Here is a 21899-nt window from a genome sequence, read left to right on the forward strand (position 1 = left end):
CTCTTACCCTATATCCCGAACGAGAATGCAAAACCCTCAATCGGCCCCGCGAAATTGTCAGGCAGCGGCCTGGGGCATGGCTTGCACCGTGACCCAATAGCGCGTGCGCGCCAGGATTTGCACGGGCAAGGCCAGCGCCAGGTTGTGCAGCGCGCGGTCCGTGTCGCGCAGGGAAAACACCCCGTTGACCGTCAAGCCGGCCACGGCCGGATCGCAGCGCAGCAGACCGGGCCGGTAGCGGGCCAGTTCCGCGAGCAAGGCATCGAGGCGCATGTTGTCGGCTACCAGCACGCCCTTGGTCCAGGCCGCCGCGCTGGCCGGCACGGGGGCGGCCGATTGCACGATGTCTGCCGAGAAGATGGCGCTGTAGCCCGTGGCGATGCCCACGGCGTGGCCCGGCGCATGCGCGAGGCGTATTTCGACGGCGCCCTCGAACACGGCCACGCGCGACGTGTGTTCGTCTTGTCGTAAAGTAAAACGCGTACCGAGCGCCCGCACCGTGCCGTGGCGGCCCTGCACGCGGAACGGCCGCTGCGCCGGATCGGGATCGTGGGCCGTGGTGACGAGGATTTCGCCAGTGCGCAGGATCAGCAGGCGCTCGCTGGCGTCGAAACGCACGTCGATGGCGGAAGCGGAAGCGAGCATCACGCGCGTACCGTCAGGCAAGGTAATCTCGCGGACTTCGCCCATCCCCGTGCCATGGCCGGCCATGGCGACTTGCCAGGCATCCGTGCCGCGCAGCATGTAGGCCATGCCGCCCACGGGCAGCAGCACGGCCAGCAATTTCAGGGCGCGGCGGCGGTTCAGGTAGGCGGCCGGTGCCGGTTCGCGCAGCGCGTGACGGGCCGCGTCGCGCGGCACGCTGTGCAGCTTGCCTTCGAACGCCTGCAAACGCTGCCAGGCGAGGTCGTGGTGCGGATGGGCGGCGCGCCAGCGGGTGCAATCGGCCCGGTCTTCGTCGCTGGCGTCATCGGACCACAGGCGCGCCATCCACTGGGCCGCCTGCTGGACGATGGCGGGCGCAATCACCACTTCCACGGTTCAGGCACCCTGCCCGTGCAGGGCCTGGTAGCAGGCCAGCAAGCCGGCGGCGATGTATTTTTCCACGGACGATACGGACACTTGCAGTTCGGCGGCGATGTCGCGGTAGCTCAGGCCATCCAACTTGCACAGCAGCAAGGCTTTGCGCGCCTTGGCTGGCAGCTGGTGCAACACGGCATCGATTTCCGTCAGCGCCTCGATGACCAGCGCGCGCTCTTCCCCGGACGGCGCCAGCGCTTCGGGCACCAGGGCCAGCACTTCCAGGTAGGCCGTCTCGATCTGGCGGCGCCGGAACAGGTCGATGACCATGCCGTTGGCAATCTGCGTCAGATGGCGGCGCGATTCCCCGGCCGGCGGCATCTTGCCCGTCTTCATCAGGTGCAGGTACACGTCGTGCGCCAGGTCGGCCGCATCGAAAGCATTGCCCAGCTTGCGGCGCAGCAAGCCCCGCAGCCAGCCATGGTGGTCGGTGTACAGACTGCTGACTTGCTGCTGAAGCGCTGACTCGGCGGTGCTCACGTTACCCTTCCTGTCGCCGATGGCCGGCAAGAACAGGCGCATCGGATTATAAATGAGAATTATTCTCATTGTACGCGGAGTCACAAGGAAAGCGCAATACGGCCCGCTGTCAGCCCTGCTGCCGGGCGGGCTTGAACAGCCTGAAAGCGGCCCGCAGCGACGGCCTGTAGATGTACAGTGCGGCAGCGAGCAGCGCGCCCCACGCCAGCGGAGCAAGCGCCCCCAGGCGCTGGGCAAAGAACGCGTGGCCCGCTGCCAGCAGCGACAGCAGGAAAGCGCTCAGATAGAGCGAGCGGCGCGGCAGCGGACGCCAGACACGCATGCCCAGTTCCGTCTTGACGACAAAATACACGAAAAAACCCAGCAGTTGCGACACGGCGGCGCCCGTGGCGCCACAGCGCGGCACCAGCACGGCGCCCGCCAGCAACGTCGTCAGCAAGCCTGCCGCGAAGGCGGCGATGGAGAGTGAAGGACGGCGGGCCAGATTGATGCCGACGCCGCTCACTTCCGCCAGGGCATACAGCAGCGGCTGGCCCACGGCGGCCACCGCCAGGTACGCAACGCCATGGTAGTTGGGAGGCAAGACCCAACCGATCAGCCAGGCCAGGGAGCCCGCCAGGCAAAATCCCACTACGACGATGGCTTGCGCATGGCGGCAAATGGCGACAATATTCGACAGGTCGCCGCCAGCCGCGGCCCATTTGTGTACTTGCGGTATCCAGACGATCGTAAAAATCGACTGCACCAGCCAGGCCCCGGCGGCCACGCGCATGGCCAGCGCATAAATACCGAGCTCGTCAAAGCCGGCAAAGAAACGCAGCAAGCCCATGCCGGCCGACAACATGAACATATAAAAAATCCCGCTCACGAGCAGTGGCCCCGCCTCGGAAAGCAGGCGCAGCAGCAGCAACCGGTCCACGGCGGCGCGCCAGGCCTGCGCCAGCGATACGCGTGCATGCCACAACAGCCATAAGGTGACCAGCCAGGTGGTGACCACGACCAGGCTCGCCAGGTGCACGAAATTGCGCTGCGGATCCCACCACAGTACAGGCAGCAGCAACAGCAGCGACATTTTCGGCAATACCTGCGCCAGGCCGAATACCCAGGCGCGCTCCTGCATGCGAAAGAGCTGCGCGATCAGGCGATTGGCCAGGGCGCTCAGCATGCCGGCAGCGAACAGGATGGCCAATGCAGGTTGCGCCACATCAAATAACAGTTGCGCTACCGGCGCCGCAAACACGAGTATCACGGCCAGGGCCACGGGCGCGAGCAGCACGGCCGGCAGCAAACATGCTTTCAGCAGGCCGCTACGACTCGTGCTGTAGTGGTATTCATGCAGGAAGGCCTTGTCCAGCCCCAGCGACAGCAACAAACCGGCCACCGTGCAGGCGGTCATGAAGAAATCCAGCTTGCCGATGTCGGCAGGCGGAAACAGCCAGGCCACGGCAGGCACGGTGGCAAGGCTGCACAGCAGCGACAAAATGGGGCCGGCTGAAAAACCCGCGAGACGAGTCAGGCGCATCGTTCAGCCGGCCCGGGCATCTCAGCCATGCCTGTCGTTGGAGAAGCGATACGGCACCGTGTCCGAATCGGCCGGCACGCGCCAGTGGTCCGGTGCATCATAGCGATACGCATGGTCCACCGCATTGACGAGGATGGCAGGCGAGCCGCAGTAATTCTGCACGCCATGCCAAACACGCGGCGGCACGACGAGCAGGCCGGGACGCTTGGTGCCCAGCTTGAATTCGTTGAGCATGCCAAAGGTCGGCGAATCCTCGCGCGCGTCGTACAGCACCACGCGCATCTGGCCCGCCGCCACGAACAGGCGGTCCGTCGTGATGGCATGCGCATGCCAGGCGCTCAGTCCGCCCGGCTCCAAGGTCGAGGCGAATATCTGGCCGATCTGCGCCGCATCGGGCACCCATTCAGTACGGAAAATTTCGGTCAGGCTGCCGTATGCCGTCAAGACAGGCTTGATTTCCTGAAAGATCACGCCATCAATCAAGGCAGGCGCCTTCGGCTTCCATTCCTTGGTAATGCTTTCGCCATCCTGTTTCGCGCCAGCCAACAACCAGTTATCTTTCTCAGCCACCAGATCTACCCCTAGAAATTTTTATAAAAATGCTCTTATGTATTGCAACGGTATTATCTATCGCCGCGGCATGTCATTCAATCCCCGGCGGCGGCGCAATTCGCGTAAAAAGGTGCCTTTGCGCCAATACTTGAGCCAGAACCCGGGATGCGGCGGCCACAAGCCCAGCATATAGCAAAGGCGGCGCGACAAAGCTTTCAAGGTCGTCAGGGCGGACAGTAGCGGCGCAATCAGGCGCTCATGGCCCACTTTGCCATACAGCGTGGTAACAGCCTGCAGAATATTGAACGGATCTTGCATGTGCGCCCACCAGTACGCATGCTCGCCGTGCTGCCGCTCCAGGTAGGCATTGCTGCGGCTGCCAGACTGGATCAGGATGGCGCCGATGCGGGGATGGGCCAGCATCGGCCGCCCCGCGCGATACACGCGGTGCAACCAGGCTTGCGACGGCCAGCAGCGCACTTCCCATGATGGTTGCCATGGCCCGATCTGCCGGGCCAGCTCCAGCCGCATGACCCACAGCGAAGCCGGCACGTCCATCCACGGACGGTACGCTTGCACACCATCCGCCAGCGCCCCCACCATGTGATATCCGACAGGCAAGACCACCAATCCCTGGCCAAAGACCAGCTCGGCCCCGGTGCGTTCGAGGAGATCGATACTGCTTTGCAAATGATCAGGCAACCACAGGTCATCGTGGTTCAGGAATGCCAGATAGGTGCCACGCGCCAGGCTGATGCCGAGATTGTTGGGTCCCGTCTGCTCGCCGTAATTGACCTCCAGATTCACAAAGCGGATACGCGCGTCACCGAACGCGGCGACCACCTCGGCGGTATCGTCGGTGCAGCAATCGCCGACGATAATCAGTTCCCAGTCCTGCAAGGTACTGGCGAGTGCCGATTGAATCGCATAGCCGAGGATATTGCTCCGGTTATACGTGGCCATGACAATGGAAACGAGCGGTTGTTTCTCTGACGCCATAACAGGCCTTTCACATCACAGACAAAAAAATGCCGCCCAAATACATTGAGCGGCATTTCGCAATGGACAAATGCAATAGCTTGCTGGCGCTCGCCAGCAAGCATCTGTCCTTAGACGTTGAACAGGAAGTTCAGCACGTCGCCATCCTTGACCACGTATTCCTTGCCTTCGGCGCGCATCTTGCCCGCTTCCTTGGCGCCCGCTTCGCCCTTGTAGGCGATGAAGTCGTCATAGGCGATGGTTTGCGCGCGGATGAAGCCGCGTTCGAAGTCGGTGTGGATTACGCCCGCCGCCTGCGGCGCCGTGGCGCCCACAGGGATGGTCCAGGCGCGCACTTCCTTCACGCCCGCCGTGAAGTAGGTTTGCAGGCCCAGCAGCTTGTAGCCGGCGCGGATCAGACGGTCCAGACCCGGCTCTTCCATGCCCATGTCGGCCAGGAAAGCGCCCTTGTCGGCGTCGTCCAGATCGGCGATTTCCGCTTCCAGCGCCGCGCAGATGGCGACGATAGGGGCGTTTTGCGATTGCGCATACGCCGTCAGTTGATCCAGCAGCGGATTATTGGTGAAACCCGAGTCGGAAACGTTGGCCACGAACATGGCCGGCTTGGCCGTGATCAGGCACAAAGGCTTGATCAGCTCCATTTCGTCGGCGTCCAGGCCCATGGCGCGCACCGGCTTGGCGTCGTTCAGGTAAGGCATCATGCGTTCCATGATGGCCAGCAGCTTGGCCGCGTCCTTGTCGCCCGAGCGGGCTTTCTTGTTCTCGCGGTGGATGGCTTTTTCCACGGTGCCCATGTCGGCCAGCGCCAGTTCGGTCTGGATGACTTCGATATCGTCGAGCGGGTTGATCTTGCCGGCCACGTGGATGACGTTGTCATCTTCGAAGCAGCGCACGACGTTGACGATGGCGTCCGTCTCGCGGATGTGCGACAGGAACTGGTTGCCCAGGCCCTCGCCCTTCGATGCACCGGCCACCAGACCGGCGATGTCGACGAATTCCACGATGGCGTTGACCATGCGTTCCGGCTTGACGATGGCGGCCAGCGCATCCATGCGCGGATCCGGTACTTCGACGACGCCGACGTTCGGCTCGATGGTGCAGAACGGATAGTTTTCAGCCGGGATGCCGGCTTTCGTCAGTGCATTGAACAGGGTGGACTTGCCGACGTTCGGCAAGCCGACGATACCGCATTGGAGACTCATGGAAAACCTTTAATAATCAAAGCACATGGCGCCGTCTATCGGCGTGCTTGCCGTGCTGTTAGGGAAAACGGGGTCGATGATGCGCCCTTTTCCGGGGATAGTGCGTGTGCTGCATTTCAAGGGGTCAATTGTACCCGTGTCGCGCGCGCTTCAAAAGCCCGATGATGGGCAAATGACGCCAAAACGGCCGTATCATGACGCCATCAGGCCCTGTTCTCAGGCCGTATGCAGTTTCATGGTCGCCGCCTCGAACTTGCCTTCGACGATCTGCGGCATGACCTGCAAGGATTTTTCTATCGCTTGCTCGATCAGCTCCTGGTCTTCGCGGCGCGGGCGGTGCAGGACGAAATCGGCCACCTGCTGCTGCAGGCTCAGGGTGCGCGGGTGGCCGATGCCCAGGCGCAAGCGCCAGTAATCCTGCGTGCCCAGCGCGGCCGTGATGTCTTTCAAGCCATTGTGGCCGCCGGCCGAGCCGCCCTTCTTCAGACGCGCGATGCCGGGCATCAAGTCCAGCTCATCGTGCACGACGAGCACTTCATCGGCAGCGATCTTGAAAAAGCGCGCCAGCGCGCCCACGGACTGGCCCGAGCGGTTCATGAAGGTCAGCGGTTCGAGCAGCCAGACTTCCTTGCCGCCGATGGAGGTCTTGGCCAGCATGGCGTTATAGCGCGAATCGCGCTGCAAGCGCGTGCCAGGCAAGCTGTTGGCAAGGTTGTCCACCAGCCAGAAGCCGGCATTGTGGCGGGTTTGTTCGTATTCGGGTCCCGGGTTGCCGAGGCCGACGATCAGGCGTATGGGCATGGCGATGTCTGCAGTGTAAAAACGTATTATCGGTGAAAACGGGCAGAAAAAAACCCGCCGGGACGAACCAGGCGGGTTTTTCCTTGCGACTACCGCATTGCTGCGGCGGCAGAATTACTTCTTGTCAGCAACAACTTCAGCAGCAGCGGCTTCAGCAGCAACGTGGCCGGCCGGTACCGAAGCGGTAGCGATGGTCAGGTTGGCGCCGTGGGTGACAGCGGTCACGCCAGCTGGCAGGACCAGGTCGCCAACGTGCAGCGAGTGACCGACGTCGATGTTCGACAGGTCAACGTTGATGAATTCTGGCAGTTGGCCTGGCAGGCACGAAACTTCGATTTCGTTGGCTACGTGGCTGATGGTCGCGCCGTGCAGTTTGACTGCTGGGGAAACGTCAGCGTTTACGAAGTGCAGCGCCACTTTCACGTGGATAGCTTGCTTAGCGTCAACGCGCTGGAAGTCAGCGTGCAGAACCAGTTGTTTGTATGCGTGGACTTGGAAGTCGCGCAGCAGAACTTGCTGGGAAACGCCGTCGATTTCCAGATCCAGGATCGACGAGTGGAACACTTCTTTTTTCAACGCGTGGTACAGGGCGTTGTGATCCAGCGAGATCAGCACAGGGGCTTCAGCGCCGCCGTAGACGATACCAGGGGTTTGGCCGGAAATGCGCAGGCGGCGGCTCGCTCCGGAACCTTGCAATTCGCGTTTAAATGCGATAACTTTCATGTGAAACTCCAAGAAGAACAAGGCTTGCGCCTTGTGTTATGAGGATTCCCGCGACCAGGAATCCTCGAAAATGGGTGAAAACACCCCGAAAACTAAAACACTGCGGCGCAACAGGCAAAAAGCCGGTCGCGCCGCAGGCATTACGTCTTTTACTACTACGCTATTTAGTCAATAAACAGCGAGATAACCGAATCACCCTTGATGATGCGTTTGAACGTCTCGGCCAGCAGCGGCGCGCACGTCAATTGACGGATCTTGCCGCAGGCCAGGGCCGCTTCGGACAGGGGGATCGTATCGGTCACGACCAGCTCATCGAGTGGCGAGGCCGAAATACGGTCGATCGCCGGGCCCGACAGCACCGCGTGCGTGCAATACGCCACGACTTTTTTCGCGCCACGCTCTTTGAGCACTTCGGCAGCCTTGGTCAGGGTGCCTGCCGTGTCGACCATGTCATCCATGATCACGCAGTTGCGGCCTTCGACTTCACCGATGATGTTCATCACTTCGGACACGTTCGCTTTTGGACGACGCTTGTCGATGATGGCCAGGTCGCAGCCCAGGCGTTTGGCCAGGGCGCGCGCACGTACCACACCGCCGACGTCCGGCGACACCACCAGCAGATCCTGGTAGTTTTTCTTTTGCAGGTCGCCCAGCAAAATTGGCGAAGCGTAAATATTGTCGACTGGGATATCGAAGAAACCTTGAATCTGGTCAGCGTGCAAGTCCATGATCAGGACGCGCTCGACACCGGCTTCTTCCAGCATGTTCGCCACCACCTTGGCCGAAATCGCCACACGCGCGGAGCGTGGACGACGGTCTTGGCGGGCGTAGCCGAAGTAAGGAATCGCGGCAGTGATGCGGCCGGCGGAAGCACGTTTCAAGGCATCAACCATCAGCATGATTTCCATCAGGCTGTCGTTGGTTGGAGCACAGGTGGATTGCAAAACAAAAACATCCTTGCCGCGCACGTTTTCGTTAATCTCGACCATTACTTCGCCGTCGGAGAATTTCGAAACGTTTGCTTTACCGAGAGGGATGCCGAGGTTTTTTGCGACCCCCTCTGCCAACGCTGGATTCGCGTTGCCGGTAAAAACCATCAGGTTTTCGTAAGCCATGGGAGTCCCAAGAGGTGATATAGAAGTCTTGAAAAGCACTAACCGGGCATAGGCCCGGTCAGTCATTGTTTAGAATATGCCGCGTGGCGGCACATCTGCTTTTTCCCGCACTGGACGCCAACTTCGCATCGACAGACTACGGTGAAATGGTGGCAGGGGAAGAAGGATTCGAACCTTCGCATGCTGGAATCAAAATCCAGTGCCTTAACCAGCTTGGCGATTCCCCTACGTTACTGACTGCTTGCCGTCATGTTGGCCAGTATTATACCGACTTTTTGACGCTAAGCAAAATCTTTTTTTGCTCTTTACAACATGGTGAGCATCGGGTGGCGATTCAGCGCTTTTGCCTTCCAGGCGATCCAGACTGGTGGCACATTGCTGAGCACCGCATCCGCTTCTTCCTGACTGCCAAACGCACTAAACACACAAGCACCGGAACCAGTCATCCTGGCTTCACCGTAAGCACCCAGCCATTCTACCGCATCTGCTACCGGCTTGAAAAGACTGCATGCTACTTGCTGTAAATCATTCTTTCCAAACCCGCCCGCATCGTTTCCTTCTGCGAGGTACCTGGAAAAGTCCGCTATTGTGACGGGTTCGGTATTCCTCGTCAAGCCTTCCGCGCAAAAAATTGCGGCGGTGGGCACTTGCACGCCCGGCTCGATCACCACATACCAGCATGCGGGCGTGGCGACGGGCTGCAAGGCCTCGCCCACGCCTTCGGCAAAGGCATTTTCGCCAAAGATGAAAAACGGGATATCGGCGCCCAGCGGCAAGCCCAGCGCCATCAGTTCCTCGCGCGTCAAGCCGGCCTGCCACAAACGGTTCAGCGCCATCAGGGCCGTGGCCGCATCGGACGAGCCGCCGCCGAGGCCGCCGCCCATGGGCAGCACCTTGTCGATGGCGATATCGACGCCGCGCGGCAAGGCGCCAGTGCGGCGCTGCACGTCGGCCTGCAGCAGCCTGGCGGCGCGGATGATCAAGTCCTGCTCCTGCGGCACGCCGGCCAGTTCCGTCACGCGGACAATCGCCGTGTCGTCGCGCAGCGCGAAGTGCAGGGTGTCGCCATGGTCGAGCAACTGGAACACCGTCTGCAGCAGATGGTAGCCGTCGGCGCGGCGGCCGTTGACGTGCAAAAAGAGGTTCAGCTTGGCCGGAGCCGGGCAGTTATTCAGGGTCGTCAACGTCATTGTGCTTGAGCCGATGGGGCGGGATCGAGGACGATGCGCAGCGAGACGGCATCGGCCTGCGCGCTGGCATTGCGTTCGGCATCGATACGCCGCGGTTGGGGCAAGGCGCCCGGTGTATTGTCGGCCGCATTTTGCCCTATTTCTTGCCACGACACATAGCGCAAGCGCCAGCCATCTTTGGTCGTCACGCTGTCGTTGGCCGGCGAAGCGATGAAACGCTTGCCATCGGCGCCCACGGCATAGCCTTGCAGCCAGTCGCGCAAGCCCGACACGGGCAAGGACCAGCCCAGCAGCTGTGCGCTCAGGGTATCGACGTCGGGCGCGCTGCGCGGCGCCTTGCCGCTCTGCGTCAGCACGGCCTCTTGCGGCGTGACGGCGATCGTCGCCAGCGTGCTGCCGACGGGCGTATACAGGGTCACGTCCGTGCGCTGCGCCGTCTGCTGCCAGTTGAAATTGACGGTGGCCGATTCGGGCTTGTCATCCTTCTGGTACACGACGTTCAGGCGGCCCGTCAGCTCCACCTGTTCGCGGTAGGGCGCGACGGTAGTAGCGGATGGCGCGGCGCCGGACGAGAATGGGGAGCTCAGGGTCGAGCAGGCCGAGAGGGACAGGCAGACGAGAGCCAGGGGGAGGAGTTTTTTTAACATGGGCACAAGGAAAAACCAGCGCCATGGCGCTGGTTTTTTATAGTTGAGTTAATCGATTCAATCACAGACTGACATTCAGGCGCGCCAAAGTGCTTTTCAGCGCGTCGTTTTTCGGGTCCTTGCCTTGCGCCTCGCGCCACAGCTTTTGCGCTTCGGCCTTGTCGCCCTTCTGCCACAGCACTTCGCCCAGGTGGACGGCGATTTCCGGATCGCTGCGCACGGCATAGGCGCGGCGCAGCGCGTTTTCCGCGGCGGCCAGGTTGCCCATGCGGAACTGCACCCAGCCCATGCTGTCCATGATGAAAGGGTCGCCCGGCGCCATCCGCAAGGCTTTTTCGATCAACGCATGGGCTTCCTGCAGGCGGATGCCCCGTTCGGCCAGCGAGTAGCCCAGGGCGTTATAGGCATGCTGGTTGTCGGGCGCCAGCGCCATCACGCGGCGCAGGCTGGCCTCCATCAGGTCCAGCTTGTCGAGACGCTCGGCCAGCAAGGCATAGTCGTACAGCAGCTCCGGATTGTCGGGGAAGCGCAGCAAGGCGTTTTCCAGCACCGTGTACGCGCTTTGCACGTAGCCAGCGTCGCGCAGGAACTGCGCGTCGACCAGCAGCACCTGCGCCTGGCTTGCCGGATCATCCGTTTCGATTTCCGTCAGCGCCTTGCGCGCCGCATCGAGATTGCCGCCACGGGCGATCAGCTGGGCGCGCCGCAAGCGCGCCTCGACATAACCGCTTGATGCGCTGTTGTCGACCTTGTCCAGCCAGGCGATGGCGCCGGCCGTGTCGCCGCGCGTCTCGGCGATCTGCGACAAAATCATCAGGGCCTTGAATGGATCGCGCGTGTCGCCAGGGGATTTGTCGAGCACGGCCAAGAAGCGCTTGAAATACTGCTCCGCGCCCTTGGTGTCTTCCAGTTGCAGCGCCACGATGCCGAGCGCGTACAGGGCGCCCACGTTATCGGGCGCGCTTTTCAGCAGCAGCTGGAACTGCTCGCGCGCCGGCTCCAGCTGTTTTTGTTCGACCAGCAGGCGCGCGTATGCGCCGCGCACTTCGACGGCGTCCGGATTCTTTTGCAGGAAAGCGGCCAGCACCTTGCCCGCCGCCTCGGGCTCGCCCGTCACCTGCGCCAGTGTCAGCGCGGCCAGCTCGGAGCTGGGCTTGATCGCCAGCGCCTTGTTCGCCTCGCCGATGGCGCGGTCACGCTCGCCGAGCGACAAGGCGCCCTGCGCCAGCACCAGGTGCGCTTCGAACATGTCCAGGTAAGGCTGCACCAGGCGCGTCAGCATCGAATAGGCGTACAGCTTGTCATTCGAGCGCGACAAAATCTGCTGCATCTGGAAGAGGGCCACGCCCCGTGCGCCTGCGGGCGCATTGGCCAGGCGTTCGGCAAAAATCGGTTCCGCTTCCTCGATCTTGTCCGTCAGGACGACGAAACCGAGGAAGAACTGCGTCGCCTCGTCCGAGTCGGGCGCCAGCTCGCGCCACAGGCGGATGGCCGCCAGCGCCTCGCCGCCCTGCTTGGCGGCCAGTGCCATTTCGGAAGCGCGCCGCGCCAGGCGTGGATCGCGCGTCTGCTGCGCCGCCACCATCATCGTCACGTACGGCCCTTGCCACTGGCCGCTCTTGAATTCCATTTCAGCCTTCGTCAGCTTGTACAGCAAATCGCTGCTCAACTCGACCTTGGGCAAGCCGTCCGGCTCCTGCGGCGCGGCGGGCGCGGCCGCAGAAGGGCTGGCCGCGGCATCGGCAGGGGCAACAGGCGTCTGCGCCATGGCATGCGTGGCCATCAGGGCGGACAAGGTTACAATGGCGAAAGCGTTTTTCAAAGGCTGATCCTGGCTAAACGGCAAAGTTTGATTCTACGCCCAACGCGGCTATCGCGTACTTCACGTATGTAACGAAATATATACGTCGCGTCGGCGTGGCATGCCAGAGCCAGCCCTCGGCCCGCAAGCCGCCTGTTTTTTACCCGGTTTTCCACCATTCGAGCCCTATGCCAGAATTGCCAGAAGTCGAAGTCACACGGCGCGGTGTCGCGCCCCACATCGAAGGCCGCGCCGTGCGCGCCGTCGTGCTGCGCCGCGACGGCCTGCGCTGGCCCTTCCCCCCTGCCCTGGGCGAACAATTGTCGGGGCAAACCATCGGCCTGACGGGGCGGCGCGGCAAATACCTGCTGATCCACTTCCGCCACGGCACCCTGATCATCCACCTGGGCATGTCGGGCCACTTGCGCGTGCTGCCGACGGGGACGCAGGCGCAAAAGCACGACCATTTCGACCTCGTCGTGGAAGACGCGGACGGCACCAGCCAGGTGCTGCGCATGACGGACCCGCGCCGCTTCGGCGCCGTGCTGTGGCACGACGAGGCCGATGGCCCGCTGGACGGCCACGCGCTGCTGCGCGGCCTGGGCACGGAACCGCTGGAAGGCGGCTTCACGGGCCAGCTGCTGTTCGAAAAAACGCGCAACAAGAGCACCAACATCAAGCAGGTGCTGATGGCGGGCGACATCGTCGTCGGCGTGGGCAATATCTATTGTTCCGAAAGCCTGTTCCGCGCGGGGATCAACCCGAAGACGCCGGCCCGGCGCATCGGCCTGGCCCGCTATGAGAAACTGGCGCAGGCGATCCGCGACGTGCTGGCCGAAGCCATCATGCAAGGCGGCAGCACCCTGCGCGACTTCATCGGCGTGAACGGCCAGTCCGGCTACTTCCAGCAGACGTATTTCACGTACAACCGCGCGGGCAAGCCCTGCCGCGTCTGCGGCGCGCCGGTCCGGCAAATCGTGCAGGGACAGCGTTCCACGTTCTACTGCGTGAATTGTCAAAAGTAAGCACACTCACAGAGGGAGCCAGATGGTCAGAGACTTGGAACAATACAGCGCATGGCGCCAGGACGTGCAGGCCGCCTTGCAGGCTTACCGGCAAGCCGCCAGCGCGGCGGGCCTGGTCGACGGCGCCTCCGCGCTACGCCTGGCGCGCTGTGGCTCCCGCCTGCTCGATGACCGTTTATCCGTCGCCTTCGTGGCGGAATTCTCGCGCGGCAAATCCGAGCTGATCAACGCCATCTTCTTTGCCGGCTATGGCCAGCGCATCCTGCCCTCGGGCGCGGGCCGCACGACCATGTGTCCCACCGAGCTGCTGTACGACGCCGCCTGGCCGCCATCGATCCGGCTGCTGCCCATCGAGACGCGCGCGCAGAACCTGTCAACCAGCGACTACCGCGACCTGCCCGCCGCCTGGACCGTCCTGCCCCTGAATATCGAGGCGGGCGACGACATGCAGGAAGCCATTCGCCAGGTCAGCCTGACGAAAAAAGTCAGCGTGGAAGAAGCGGCGCGCTACGGCCTGTACGACGCCGACGACGCCGACGCTCCCGCCATGCTCGACGAAGACGGCCAGGTGGAAATCTCCATGTGGCGCCACGCCATCATCAACTTCCCCCATCCGCTGCTGAAACACGGCCTGGTGATCCTCGACACGCCCGGCCTGAACGCCATCGGCACGGAACCGGAACTGACCCTGAACCTGATCCCGAATGCGCACGCGGTGCTGTTCATCCTGGCGGCCGACACGGGCGTCACGCGCAGCGACATCGAGGTCTGGCGCAACCATATCGGCGCCGGTGCGGGGCGCCTGGTGGTGCTCAACAAGATCGACAGCATGTGGGATGAATTGCGCGGCGATGCCGAGGTGGCGCAGGCGATCGAACGCCAGCAGGCCAGCGTGGCGCATCTGCTGACGCTGGACACTGGCCAGGTGTTTCCCGTCTCGGCGCAGAAGGCCCTGGTGGGCAAGATCAACCACGATGCGGCGCTGCTGGAAAAAAGCCGCCTGCAGGCGCTGGAGACGGCCCTGTTCGAGGAGCTGATCCCCGCGCGCAAGGACATCATCCGGCGCCAGCTGGCGTTCGACCTGGACGCCATCGAAGCGGCGCAGCAGGTACAGGCGGCGGCCCGCGCGCGCGGCATCGCCGAGCAGCTGCACGAGCTGCACAGCCTGCGCGGCAAGAACCAGAGCGTGATCGCGCACATGATGCGGCGCGTCGATATCGAGAAGAAGGAATTCGACAGCAGCCTGTTCAAGCTGCAGGCCACGCGCGCCGTATTTACCCGCCTGTCGACGGAGCTGTACACGAGCCTGGGCATGGACATCGTGCGCGACGATATCGACGGCGTGCGCGCCGCCATGCAGCGCAGCCGCTTTTTCACGGGCCTGCGCGAAGCCGTGCGCCAGTATTTCGAGCGCATCGGCCAGAACCTCGACCGCTCGGAAGGCAAGACGGCCGAGATCACGGAAATGATGAACGTGATGTACCGCAAATTCGCCTCCGAACATGGCCTGGCGCTGGCCTTGCCGATGCCCTTTTCGCTGGTCCGCTACCGCCAGGAGATCGCCGACATCGAAGCCGTCTACCACAAACAGTTTGGCACGGCGACCCTGCTGACCACCAGCCGGGTCGTGCTGATGGAAAAATTCTTCGACACCATCGCCTCGCGCGTGCGCCGCAGTTTCACCAACGCCAATGACGACGCCAGCGCCTGGCTGAAAGTCATCATGGCGCCGCTCGAGGCGCAGATCGTCGAGTACAAGGAACAGCTGAAACTGCGCTTTGCCTCGATCCAGCGCATCCACGACGCCACGGGCAGTCTGGAACAGAAAATCGCCGGCTTCGAGGCCAGCCTGGCGGCGCTCGAACGCGACAAGGCGCAGCTGGCGCAATTGCTGGCCGCCTTGCGCGCAGCCAGCGCCGCATGAACCCTACGCACTGAATACAACACTGGAATCCTGCATGAAACGTCTGCTGCATCCGCTCTCGCCCGCCACGGGCGCGGCCCCCCTGGAAGACTATATCGACCCGACTTTTTCCGCCACCGTCATTGCCTGGCAAAAGCAGCATGGCCGCCACGCGCTGCCGTGGCAAAACACGCGCGACGCCTACCTGATCTGGCTGTCCGAAATCATGCTGCAGCAAACGCAGGTGACGGCCGTACTCGGCTACTACGCGCGCTTCCTCGAACGCTTCCCCACCCTGCGCGACCTCGCTGGCGCGCCGGTGGAAGACGTGATGGCGCAGTGGAGCGGCCTCGGTTACTACACGCGGGCGCGCAACCTGCACAAGTGCGCGCAGCGCGTGGTGGCCGAGTATGGCGGCGTGTTCCCCAGCGACCCGCTGCTACTGGCCGACCTGCCCGGCATCGGCCGCTCGACGGCGGCCGCCATCTCCGCGTTTTCCAGCGGCACGCGGGCGGCCATCATGGACGGCAACGTCAAGCGCGTGTTTGCGCGCACCTTCGGCATCGATGCCTATCCCGGCGAAAAACGGGTCGAGGAAGCCATGTGGCGCCGCGCCGAGGCGCTGCTGCCTGAAACCGGTATCGAAGCCTACACGCAGGGCCTGATGGACTTCGGCGCCACCCTGTGCACGCGCAGCAGCCCCGATTGCGGCCGCTGCCCGCTGCAGCCGCGCTGCGTGGCCTACGCCACCGGCCGCACCAAGGATCTGCCGGTACGCAAACCGAAGAAAACCAGCCCCGAAAAACACGCCGTCATGCTGGCCATCATCGACGACGGCCAGGTGCTGCTGGAGCAGCGCCCTGGTTCCGGTATCTGGGGCGGCCTGCTGTCGCTGCCCGAACTCGACGGCCATATGCTGGCAGATGAAGACGCACCGCGCGAGATAAGCCAGGAGGCGCTGGCGCGCGCCGTGGCGCCGTTCGGCGCAATCGAAACGCAGGAGCGCTTGCTGCCCATCGTGCACGTGTTTACCCACTACAAGCTGCACATCGTCCCCTGCCGCATCACCCTGACGCGCCGCTTGGCGCTGGCAGGGGAAGCGACGCACGTCTGGTACGACGGCGCGAAGATCGCCGATGCGCCGCTGCCCGCACCGATCAAGAAACTGCTGCTGGATCTGTTCGGCGATGCGCGTTCGGCGCAGCGCAGCATGTTCTAGTGCGGCGTTTTTTACTGTTCGCGCTGGCGGCGCTGTGTCTGCACGGCGCGCAGGCAGCTGACGAACTGCCGGAAGTGCGTATCGGCGTGCTGGCCTACAAGGGCGGCGACGCCGTGCAGCAGGACTGGTCGTACGTGACGCGCCACCTGCAGGCGAGCATTCCCGGCATCCGTTTCATCCTGGCCGACTACGACCAGGCGGGCCTGACGCGCGCCGTGCAGTCGCAAGCGATCGCCTTTGCCATCACCAGCAGCGGCCACTACGTGGCGCTCGAACACAGCGACGGCGCCAGCCGCATCGCCACGCTGGAGTCGCCGTGGACGGACTCGCCGCGCCAGGCCATCGGCTCGGCCATCGTCGTGCGCAGCGCGTCACCGCTGCACGACCTGGCCGACCTGGCGGGCAAGAACGTGATGGCGGTGGCGCCCGATGCGTTTGGCGGCTACCAGATCGCCGCGCGCGAACTGCAGGAAGCGGGCATCGATCCCATGCACGATTTTGCCAGCCTGCGCTACAGCGGGTTCCCCTCGCAGCAGATCGTCGAGGCCGTGCGCGCGGGCCACATGGATGCCGGCATCGTGCGCACCTGTTTGCTGGAACAGATGGTGGCAAGCGGCGAAGTGCGGGCCGAGGAACTGCGCGTGATCACCACGCGCCCGATTCCCGGTTTTCGCTGCGCCAGCTCATCGCGGCTGTATCCGGACTGGCCCTTCGTGGCCCTGCGCCAGACGCCGCCAGCGCTGGCGAAAAAAGTGGCGCAGGCCCTGCTGGCCATGCCGCGCACCAGCGAAGGCTACAGCTGGACGGTGCCCAGCGATTACCAGATCGTCGATGAACTGTTCCGCGAACTGCGCATCGGCCCCTACGCCTATTTGAACAAGCTGACGTTCGAGACGGCCCTGCGCCGCTACTGGGGCTGGATGCTGCTGGTACTGGCCTTGCTGGTGGCCTGGGCCGTGCATACGGTGCGCGTGGAATACCTGGTCAGCCGGCGCACGGAGCAATTGCGCGCGGCCCAGCACCAGCAGCGCGCGCTGGAGGAACAGGCGCGCCAGCGCCAGGCCACGCTCGACCACACGGCGCGCCTGGCCATCCTGGGCGAGATGGCCAGCGCCATCGCGCACGAATTGAACCAGCCGCTGGCGGCCATCGGCAATTTCGCGCGCGGCATGGCGCGCCGCATCACGGCGGGGCGGCTCGATGCGGCGCCCCTGCTCGATGGCGCGCAGGAAATCGCCACGCAAAGCGAGCGCGCCGGCGCCATCATCCGCCACATCCGCGCGATGGCGCAAAAGCGTCCCGCGCACAGCACGGCCTTCGCCCTGGCCGACGCCGTGGAGCAAGCGGTATCGCTGTTCCGCGCGGCCCATCCGCAAGCGAACATCAGCTGGCGCCACGAGGCGGTCAGCGCGGCACCGCGCGTGCTGGCCGACCCGCAGCAAGTGCAGCAGGTGCTGCTCAATTTATTGAAAAATGCGCTCGACGCGCAGGTGGAAAACGACCATCCGCAGCACCCGATCGGCGTGCTGCTGCACCGGGAGAACGGCGCCTGCACGGTGGCCGTGCGCGACGCCGGCTGCGGCCTCGATGCGGCGCAAATGGCGCGCCTGTTCGAACCGTTTTTTACCACCAAGGCCGAAGGCCTGGGGCTGGGCATGTCGCTCAGCAAAAGCATCATCGAGTCGTTCGGCGGCAGCCTGTCGGCGCATGCCAACGCCGACGCGCCAGGCTTGACGGTCTGGTTCCGCCTCCCCGAAGATACACATATGGAAGCAGATAAGGAAACACCATGAACGAAAGCGATGCGATCATCTTTGTCGTCGACGACGACGCCGCCATGCGCCGCTCGCTGGCCTATCTGTTCGATTCGGCCGGCTGGCAAGTGCAGACGTTCGAATCGGCGCGCGACTTCCTGCAGCGCTACGATGGCCATGTGCCGGGCTGCCTGCTGCTCGACGTGCGCATGCCGCTGATGAGCGGGCTGGAACTGCAGCAGGAGTTGAATAACAGGACCGGACACGCCATATCGCTGCCCGTGATTTTCCTCAGCGGCCACGGCGACCTGGCCATGGCCGTGCAGACGATGAAGGCGGGCGCCTGCGATTTCCTGGAAAAGCCCTGCAAGGATCAGGTGCTGCTCGATGCCGTCAGCCGGGCCGTGGCCCGCAGCGTGGAAGAAAGCCGCAGCGCCGCCAGTGCGAATACGGCGCAAACGGCACTGGCCCGGCTCACCGCGCGCGAGCGCGAAGTGGCGCTGCTGATGGCCGAAGGCAAGGCCTCGAAAGTCATCGCCCGCGAACTGGGTATCAGCGACAAGACGGTGCAGGTGCACCGCCATAACGCGATGGAAAAACTGGGCCTGCATTCAGCAGCCGAGGTAGCCCGGCTGCTGATGGCGGGCGGACAAATCTAGGCCCGCACGATGCGCGCCGGCAGCCCCTGCCGCACCGACGTGCCCGAGACGGGATCGACGAACACGTTCTTGTCGCCGCGGCTCGGGTCCGTCAGCCCCAGGTCGTTCAGGTTGATACCCGCGCCGATGGCCGGTTCATCGGGCTGGCGCAGCTTGCCGATGCGGTGGGCGCGCGCGCCGTGCTCCTTGTGGCCGAAGCCGTGCTCGACGGCGATCACGCCCCGCTGCACGCCATGGCGCAGCATCACCGTGGCCCTGGCTCTGCCGCCCGGCGTTTCCAGGTAAATCTGGTCGCCATTTTCCAGCTTCAGGCGCGCCGCATCGTCGGGATGCACGGCGACGGGGTTGTCCGGATGGATGCCACGCAAGCGCCGCGCACCGATGCTGTACGAGTTTTGCAGCGCCGATTTAAAACTGATCAACTCGAACGGCCATTCGCTGGCAGGGTAGGTTTTGCGCACGGGCGTGCCGTCGGCGAAAGCCGCCACCCTCCAGGCGGGCGTACCGGGGAAGCGTTTGCCGCTCAAGCTGTTCTTGCTCACGCCCAGACCCTCGTTGTACAGCATCATCGGTTTCAGGTAGCGGTGCGTGGACCAGTCCTGCGGGTACGGCGTCTCGTCGACGACCGGTGCGGCAGCCGCCGGTGCCTTAGCATTCGCTGGCGGCGGCAGGCGCAAGCCGAACATCTCGCCATAGCTCTGGTAGCGCCCTCCACGCGCCAGCATGAAGGCCACCTTGCGCCACTCTTCCGGCTTCAGGGTGCGCTCCAGTTCGGGGCGGATGCGCGCCACGCCGGACAGCGCGATGTCGTCGTCGCTCGCCTCCGGCACGCCCGTCTTGCCCTGCCAGGCGATGTTGGCGCCGCCGCGCAGATACCAGTCTTCCGCGCGCTGCAGGGGGAAGCGCTGGCCCTCCATGTCTTGCAGGGCTTCCGGGCCGAAGCCGGGCAAGGCCATCGTTTTGGCCAGCGCGATGAAGAACGATTCCATGCAGATGGTCTGGCCGTCCGGCGTCTTTTGCACGCGCGGTTCGACCACGGGCCAGCGCGCCGTGCTCATTTTGACGGGCATGCCGCCCCAGGCGCCGGCCCAGCCCCAGCTTTCATACAGCAAGGTATCGGGCAGCAGGTAGTCGGCAAACGCCGAGCTTTCATTGATGAAGGGGTCGATGGCGACGATCAGGGGAATCTTCTTCGGATCGGCCAGTTCCTTGCCGATCTGCGCGCGCAGCCCCGTGATGCCGTACACGGGATTGCAGCTCCACAGGATCAGCGCCTTCAAGGTGTAGGGATAGCCGTTCATGGCGCTGGTGAGCCATTCGGTGGCCAGCGCGGGTGCGTTCGGATACCACGGCGCCTTGGCCGGATACGCCTTGCCCGCTTCCTTCTTCAGCTTGAATTCCGAGGTTTTTTCATACGGCACATTGCGCCCGATCGGCATGCCCGTCGCCTTGATCTCGCCGTCGAAACTCTCCAAGTTATAGCGCGGACCGGGGCCAGCATCCTTGAAGCTGCCGCCGTTGACCAAGGTGCCGCCCTTGCGGTTCAAGTTGCCGATCAGGGTATTGAGCATCACCAACGCATAGGCGTTATAAAAGCCGGCGCCCGACATCATGCCGCCGTGCGCATTGACGGCGGCGCGCTTGCCGTGGCTGGTCAGTTCCTGCGCCAGGCCTTCGATGATGTCGCGGGGGATGCCGCAGGCGCTGGAATAGTCATCCATGCTGTGGCGCTGCGCTTCTTCGTTCAGCATCGTCATGGCCGTCTTCAGGTGCAGCGGCGCGCCCGCCACCTCTAGCGGGCCGTCAAAGAACAGGCGCGCCTCGCCCTTGGCGGCGTTGTGCGGCATGATCGCTTGCGTGGCCGCGTCGATCACGCAGAACGCGTCGCCATCCTTGTAGCGCTCCTCTTCCGCCAGTTCCACCGCGCCGATGTCCGACGCGCGCAGATAGCGGCCGTCGCGCGGATGGCCCTTCTCGCTGATGACCAGATGCGTGGCGTTGCACCAGGCGGCTTCGCCTGCCGCTTCCGCCACCTTCAGGTTCGGCTGCACGAGGAAGTTGCGGTCATAGCGTTCGTGCTCGATGATCCAGCGTATCATCGCCATGGCCAGCGCGCCATCCGTGCCCGGCTTGATCGGCACCCAGCGGCTGCGGTCGCCCGCGGCCAGGCTGTCCGCATTCGTCAGCACGGGATCCACGACGACGTAGCTGAATTCGCGCTTGCCCGAACGGGCCTTGGCGATCAGCGTGCCCTGGCGCTTGAACGGGTTGCCCGCATTGCCGGGTGCCGTGCCGACGAAAATGCAAAATTCCGTGTTTTCCAGGTCCACTTTCGCGTGCGGCATTTTCTTCATGTCGCCGAACATGGCGCCCGAGCCGCTGCGGTAAGCACCACCGCAATACGAGCCGTGGTTGACCAGGTTCAGACTGCCGTACGACTGCTTGAAAAAGCGCGTGCCGAACGCCAGGCGGCCATCGTCGGTGCTGCACATCAGGCCCACCTGGTTCACTTGCGGACCCAGTTCCGGCTGCGCCGGATCGATCGGTCTTTCCAGCTCGCGCAAGGCGCGCAGACCCTGCACATGGCCTTCGCCAAACAGGTCGCCGCCTTCCGTCACTTCCTTCACCAGCTGATCGAAGGCGATCGGCTCCCACTGGCCGCCGCCGCGCGGTCCCACGCGCTTCATGGGCGCCAGCACGCGGAACGGCGACTCCATCTGTTCCAGCACCCCGTTGCCGCGGCCGCAAGCGGTGGAACGTCCCTTCAAGCCCTTTTCCTGGAAGCGTGACAGCGAGACAAAGCTGTCGCGTATCGAGGTTTGATAGGGCAGCGCCGGGTCGGCCGACAGGGGGCTGTAGGGATTGCCCGCCACGCGCAAGACCTTGCCGCTTTTTTTATCCAGGCGCACGCGCACGCCGCAAAACGTGGTGCAGCCCATGCACATGGTGTAGCTGACCTGCTGGTCGGGATTGACGGTCAATTTCCCCGTCGCCGTGTCGACGGAAAACTCGGGCGCCAGCGAATTGCCGTGCAAGCGCTGTACGGGTTTATCCTTGCCCAGCGCATGGTCGACCATGCGGCCGGCCGTGGTGGAAAAGCTGGCGGCAAAGGCGGCCAGCCCGCCGCCGATGGCGCCGTAGCGCAGCAGCTTGCGGCGCTTGTCGTTTTCATCGTCAGGGACGTCGTTGCGGTCGTCGTTGTGTGTACGTTCGTTCATTTTTGACTC

Annotated in this window: 18 protein-coding genes and 1 tRNA gene; 5 read left to right on the plus strand and 14 right to left on the minus strand. The window is 63.7% G+C overall.

Features of this window, described 5'->3' with window-relative positions:
- Nucleotides 1-57: 57 nt before the first annotated feature.
- From AC07X6_RS05290 to AC07X6_RS05350, 13 genes are all read right to left on the minus strand, one after another.
- A complete protein-coding gene (locus AC07X6_RS05290) occupies nt 58-1038 on the minus strand; it encodes a FecR domain-containing protein (protein WP_494790311.1) in 981 nt (326 codons plus the stop codon).
- Between the two features lie 3 nt (nt 1039-1041).
- Nucleotides 1042-1560, minus strand: coding sequence for a sigma-70 family RNA polymerase sigma factor (locus AC07X6_RS05295; RefSeq protein ID WP_494790312.1), 519 nt, complete (start codon nt 1558-1560; stop codon nt 1042-1044).
- A gap of 109 nt (nt 1561-1669) precedes the next feature.
- The gene (locus AC07X6_RS05300) at nt 1670-3082 is read right to left on the minus strand and encodes a lipopolysaccharide biosynthesis protein (RefSeq protein WP_494790313.1); all 1413 of its coding nucleotides are present in this window, start codon (nt 3080-3082) and stop codon (nt 1670-1672) included.
- 21 nt (nt 3083-3103) lie between these two features.
- A complete protein-coding gene (locus AC07X6_RS05305; protein ID WP_494790314.1) occupies nt 3104-3652 on the minus strand; it encodes a dTDP-4-dehydrorhamnose 3,5-epimerase family protein in 549 nt (182 codons plus the stop codon).
- Nucleotides 3653-3709: 57 nt separating this feature from the next.
- Nucleotides 3710-4633, minus strand: a complete 924-nt coding sequence (locus AC07X6_RS05310) for a glycosyltransferase family 2 protein (protein WP_494790315.1) — start codon at nt 4631-4633, stop codon at nt 3710-3712.
- A gap of 110 nt (nt 4634-4743) precedes the next feature.
- Nucleotides 4744-5835 carry a redox-regulated ATPase YchF gene (gene ychF / locus AC07X6_RS05315; protein ID WP_086145737.1) on the minus strand — a complete coding sequence of 364 codons (1092 nt, stop codon included), beginning with the start codon at nt 5833-5835 and terminating at the stop codon, nt 4744-4746.
- A gap of 216 nt (nt 5836-6051) precedes the next feature.
- On the minus strand, nt 6052-6636 hold the full coding sequence (pth, locus tag AC07X6_RS05320) for an aminoacyl-tRNA hydrolase (protein ID WP_076565268.1): 585 nt from the start codon (nt 6634-6636) through the stop codon (nt 6052-6054).
- 114 nt (nt 6637-6750) lie between these two features.
- Nucleotides 6751-7359: a 50S ribosomal protein L25/general stress protein Ctc gene (locus AC07X6_RS05325; protein WP_128141099.1), complete on the minus strand. Its 609-nt coding sequence runs from the start codon at nt 7357-7359 to the stop codon at nt 6751-6753.
- A 164-nt stretch (nt 7360-7523) separates the two neighbouring features.
- The gene (locus AC07X6_RS05330; protein WP_034753270.1) at nt 7524-8474 is read right to left on the minus strand and encodes a ribose-phosphate pyrophosphokinase; all 951 of its coding nucleotides are present in this window, start codon (nt 8472-8474) and stop codon (nt 7524-7526) included.
- A gap of 150 nt (nt 8475-8624) precedes the next feature.
- A tRNA-Gln gene (locus AC07X6_RS05335) sits at nt 8625-8701 on the minus strand.
- Between the two features lie 78 nt (nt 8702-8779).
- Nucleotides 8780-9664 carry a 4-(cytidine 5'-diphospho)-2-C-methyl-D-erythritol kinase gene (gene ispE, locus AC07X6_RS05340; protein ID WP_494790316.1) on the minus strand — a complete coding sequence of 295 codons (885 nt, stop codon included), beginning with the start codon at nt 9662-9664 and terminating at the stop codon, nt 8780-8782.
- Nucleotides 9661-10311 (minus strand): outer membrane lipoprotein LolB, encoded by a 651-nt coding sequence (locus AC07X6_RS05345; RefSeq protein WP_494790317.1) that lies wholly within the window; start codon nt 10309-10311, stop codon nt 9661-9663. The genes ispE and AC07X6_RS05345 overlap by 4 nt, the downstream gene beginning before the upstream one ends.
- 61 nt (nt 10312-10372) lie before the next feature.
- Nucleotides 10373-12133 carry a tetratricopeptide repeat protein gene (locus AC07X6_RS05350; RefSeq protein ID WP_494790318.1) on the minus strand — a complete coding sequence of 587 codons (1761 nt, stop codon included), beginning with the start codon at nt 12131-12133 and terminating at the stop codon, nt 10373-10375.
- 167 nt (nt 12134-12300) lie between these two features.
- Between AC07X6_RS05350 and mutM the strand changes: the two genes are divergently transcribed.
- Genes mutM through AC07X6_RS05375 form a run of 5 tightly spaced genes read left to right on the plus strand, consistent with a single transcriptional unit; the run spans nt 12301 to nt 18672 of the window.
- Nucleotides 12301-13137 (plus strand): bifunctional DNA-formamidopyrimidine glycosylase/DNA-(apurinic or apyrimidinic site) lyase, encoded by an 837-nt coding sequence (mutM, locus tag AC07X6_RS05355; protein WP_494790319.1) that lies wholly within the window; start codon nt 12301-12303, stop codon nt 13135-13137.
- A 22-nt stretch (nt 13138-13159) separates the two neighbouring features.
- A complete protein-coding gene (locus tag AC07X6_RS05360; protein ID WP_494790320.1) occupies nt 13160-15061 on the plus strand; it encodes a dynamin family protein in 1902 nt (633 codons plus the stop codon).
- Nucleotides 15062-15095: 34 nt separating this feature from the next.
- Nucleotides 15096-16259: an A/G-specific adenine glycosylase gene (mutY, locus tag AC07X6_RS05365; protein ID WP_494790321.1), complete on the plus strand. Its 1164-nt coding sequence runs from the start codon at nt 15096-15098 to the stop codon at nt 16257-16259.
- Nucleotides 16259-18052, plus strand: a complete 1794-nt coding sequence (locus tag AC07X6_RS05370; protein WP_494790322.1) for a sensor histidine kinase — start codon at nt 16259-16261, stop codon at nt 18050-18052. Before mutY ends, AC07X6_RS05370 begins: the two co-directional genes overlap by 1 nt.
- Nucleotides 18049-18672: a response regulator transcription factor gene (locus AC07X6_RS05375; protein WP_070292342.1), complete on the plus strand. Its 624-nt coding sequence runs from the start codon at nt 18049-18051 to the stop codon at nt 18670-18672. Before AC07X6_RS05370 ends, AC07X6_RS05375 begins: the two co-directional genes overlap by 4 nt.
- Here the strand turns inward: AC07X6_RS05375 and AC07X6_RS05380 are convergent.
- A complete protein-coding gene (locus tag AC07X6_RS05380; protein WP_494790323.1) occupies nt 18669-21890 on the minus strand; it encodes a molybdopterin dinucleotide binding domain-containing protein in 3222 nt (1073 codons plus the stop codon). The two genes, AC07X6_RS05375 and AC07X6_RS05380, sit on opposite strands and share 4 nt — an antisense overlap.
- Between the last annotated feature and the right edge of the window lie 9 nt (nt 21891-21899).

It is taken from the genome of Janthinobacterium sp. GW460-12-1-14-LB5 (assembly GCF_059423585.1).

Coding starts and splice junctions, on each gene's coding strand:
- AC07X6_RS05300 (WP_494790313.1), bottom strand. CDS start 3,082: ATGCGCCTGACTCGTCTCGCGGGTTTTTCAGCCGGCCCCATTTTGTCG.
- AC07X6_RS05310 (WP_494790315.1), bottom strand. CDS start 4,633: ATGGCGTCAGAGAAACAACCGCTCGTTTCCATTGTCATGGCCACGTAT.
- ychF (WP_086145737.1), bottom strand. CDS start 5,835: ATGAGTCTCCAATGCGGTATCGTCGGCTTGCCGAACGTCGGCAAGTCC.
- pth (WP_076565268.1), bottom strand. CDS start 6,636: ATGCCCATACGCCTGATCGTCGGCCTCGGCAACCCGGGACCCGAATAC.
- AC07X6_RS05325 (WP_128141099.1), bottom strand. CDS start 7,359: ATGAAAGTTATCGCATTTAAACGCGAATTGCAAGGTTCCGGAGCGAGC.
- AC07X6_RS05330 (WP_034753270.1), bottom strand. CDS start 8,474: ATGGCTTACGAAAACCTGATGGTTTTTACCGGCAACGCGAATCCAGCG.
- ispE (WP_494790316.1), bottom strand. CDS start 9,664: ATGACGTTGACGACCCTGAATAACTGCCCGGCTCCGGCCAAGCTGAAC.
- AC07X6_RS05345 (WP_494790317.1), bottom strand. CDS start 10,311: ATGTTAAAAAAACTCCTCCCCCTGGCTCTCGTCTGCCTGTCCCTCTCG.
- mutM (WP_494790319.1), top strand. CDS start 12,301: ATGCCAGAATTGCCAGAAGTCGAAGTCACACGGCGCGGTGTCGCGCCC.
- AC07X6_RS05360 (WP_494790320.1), top strand. CDS start 13,160: ATGGTCAGAGACTTGGAACAATACAGCGCATGGCGCCAGGACGTGCAG.
- mutY (WP_494790321.1), top strand. CDS start 15,096: ATGAAACGTCTGCTGCATCCGCTCTCGCCCGCCACGGGCGCGGCCCCC.
- AC07X6_RS05375 (WP_070292342.1), top strand. CDS start 18,049: ATGAACGAAAGCGATGCGATCATCTTTGTCGTCGACGACGACGCCGCC.
- AC07X6_RS05380 (WP_494790323.1), bottom strand. CDS start 21,890: ATGAACGAACGTACACACAACGACGACCGCAACGACGTCCCTGACGAT.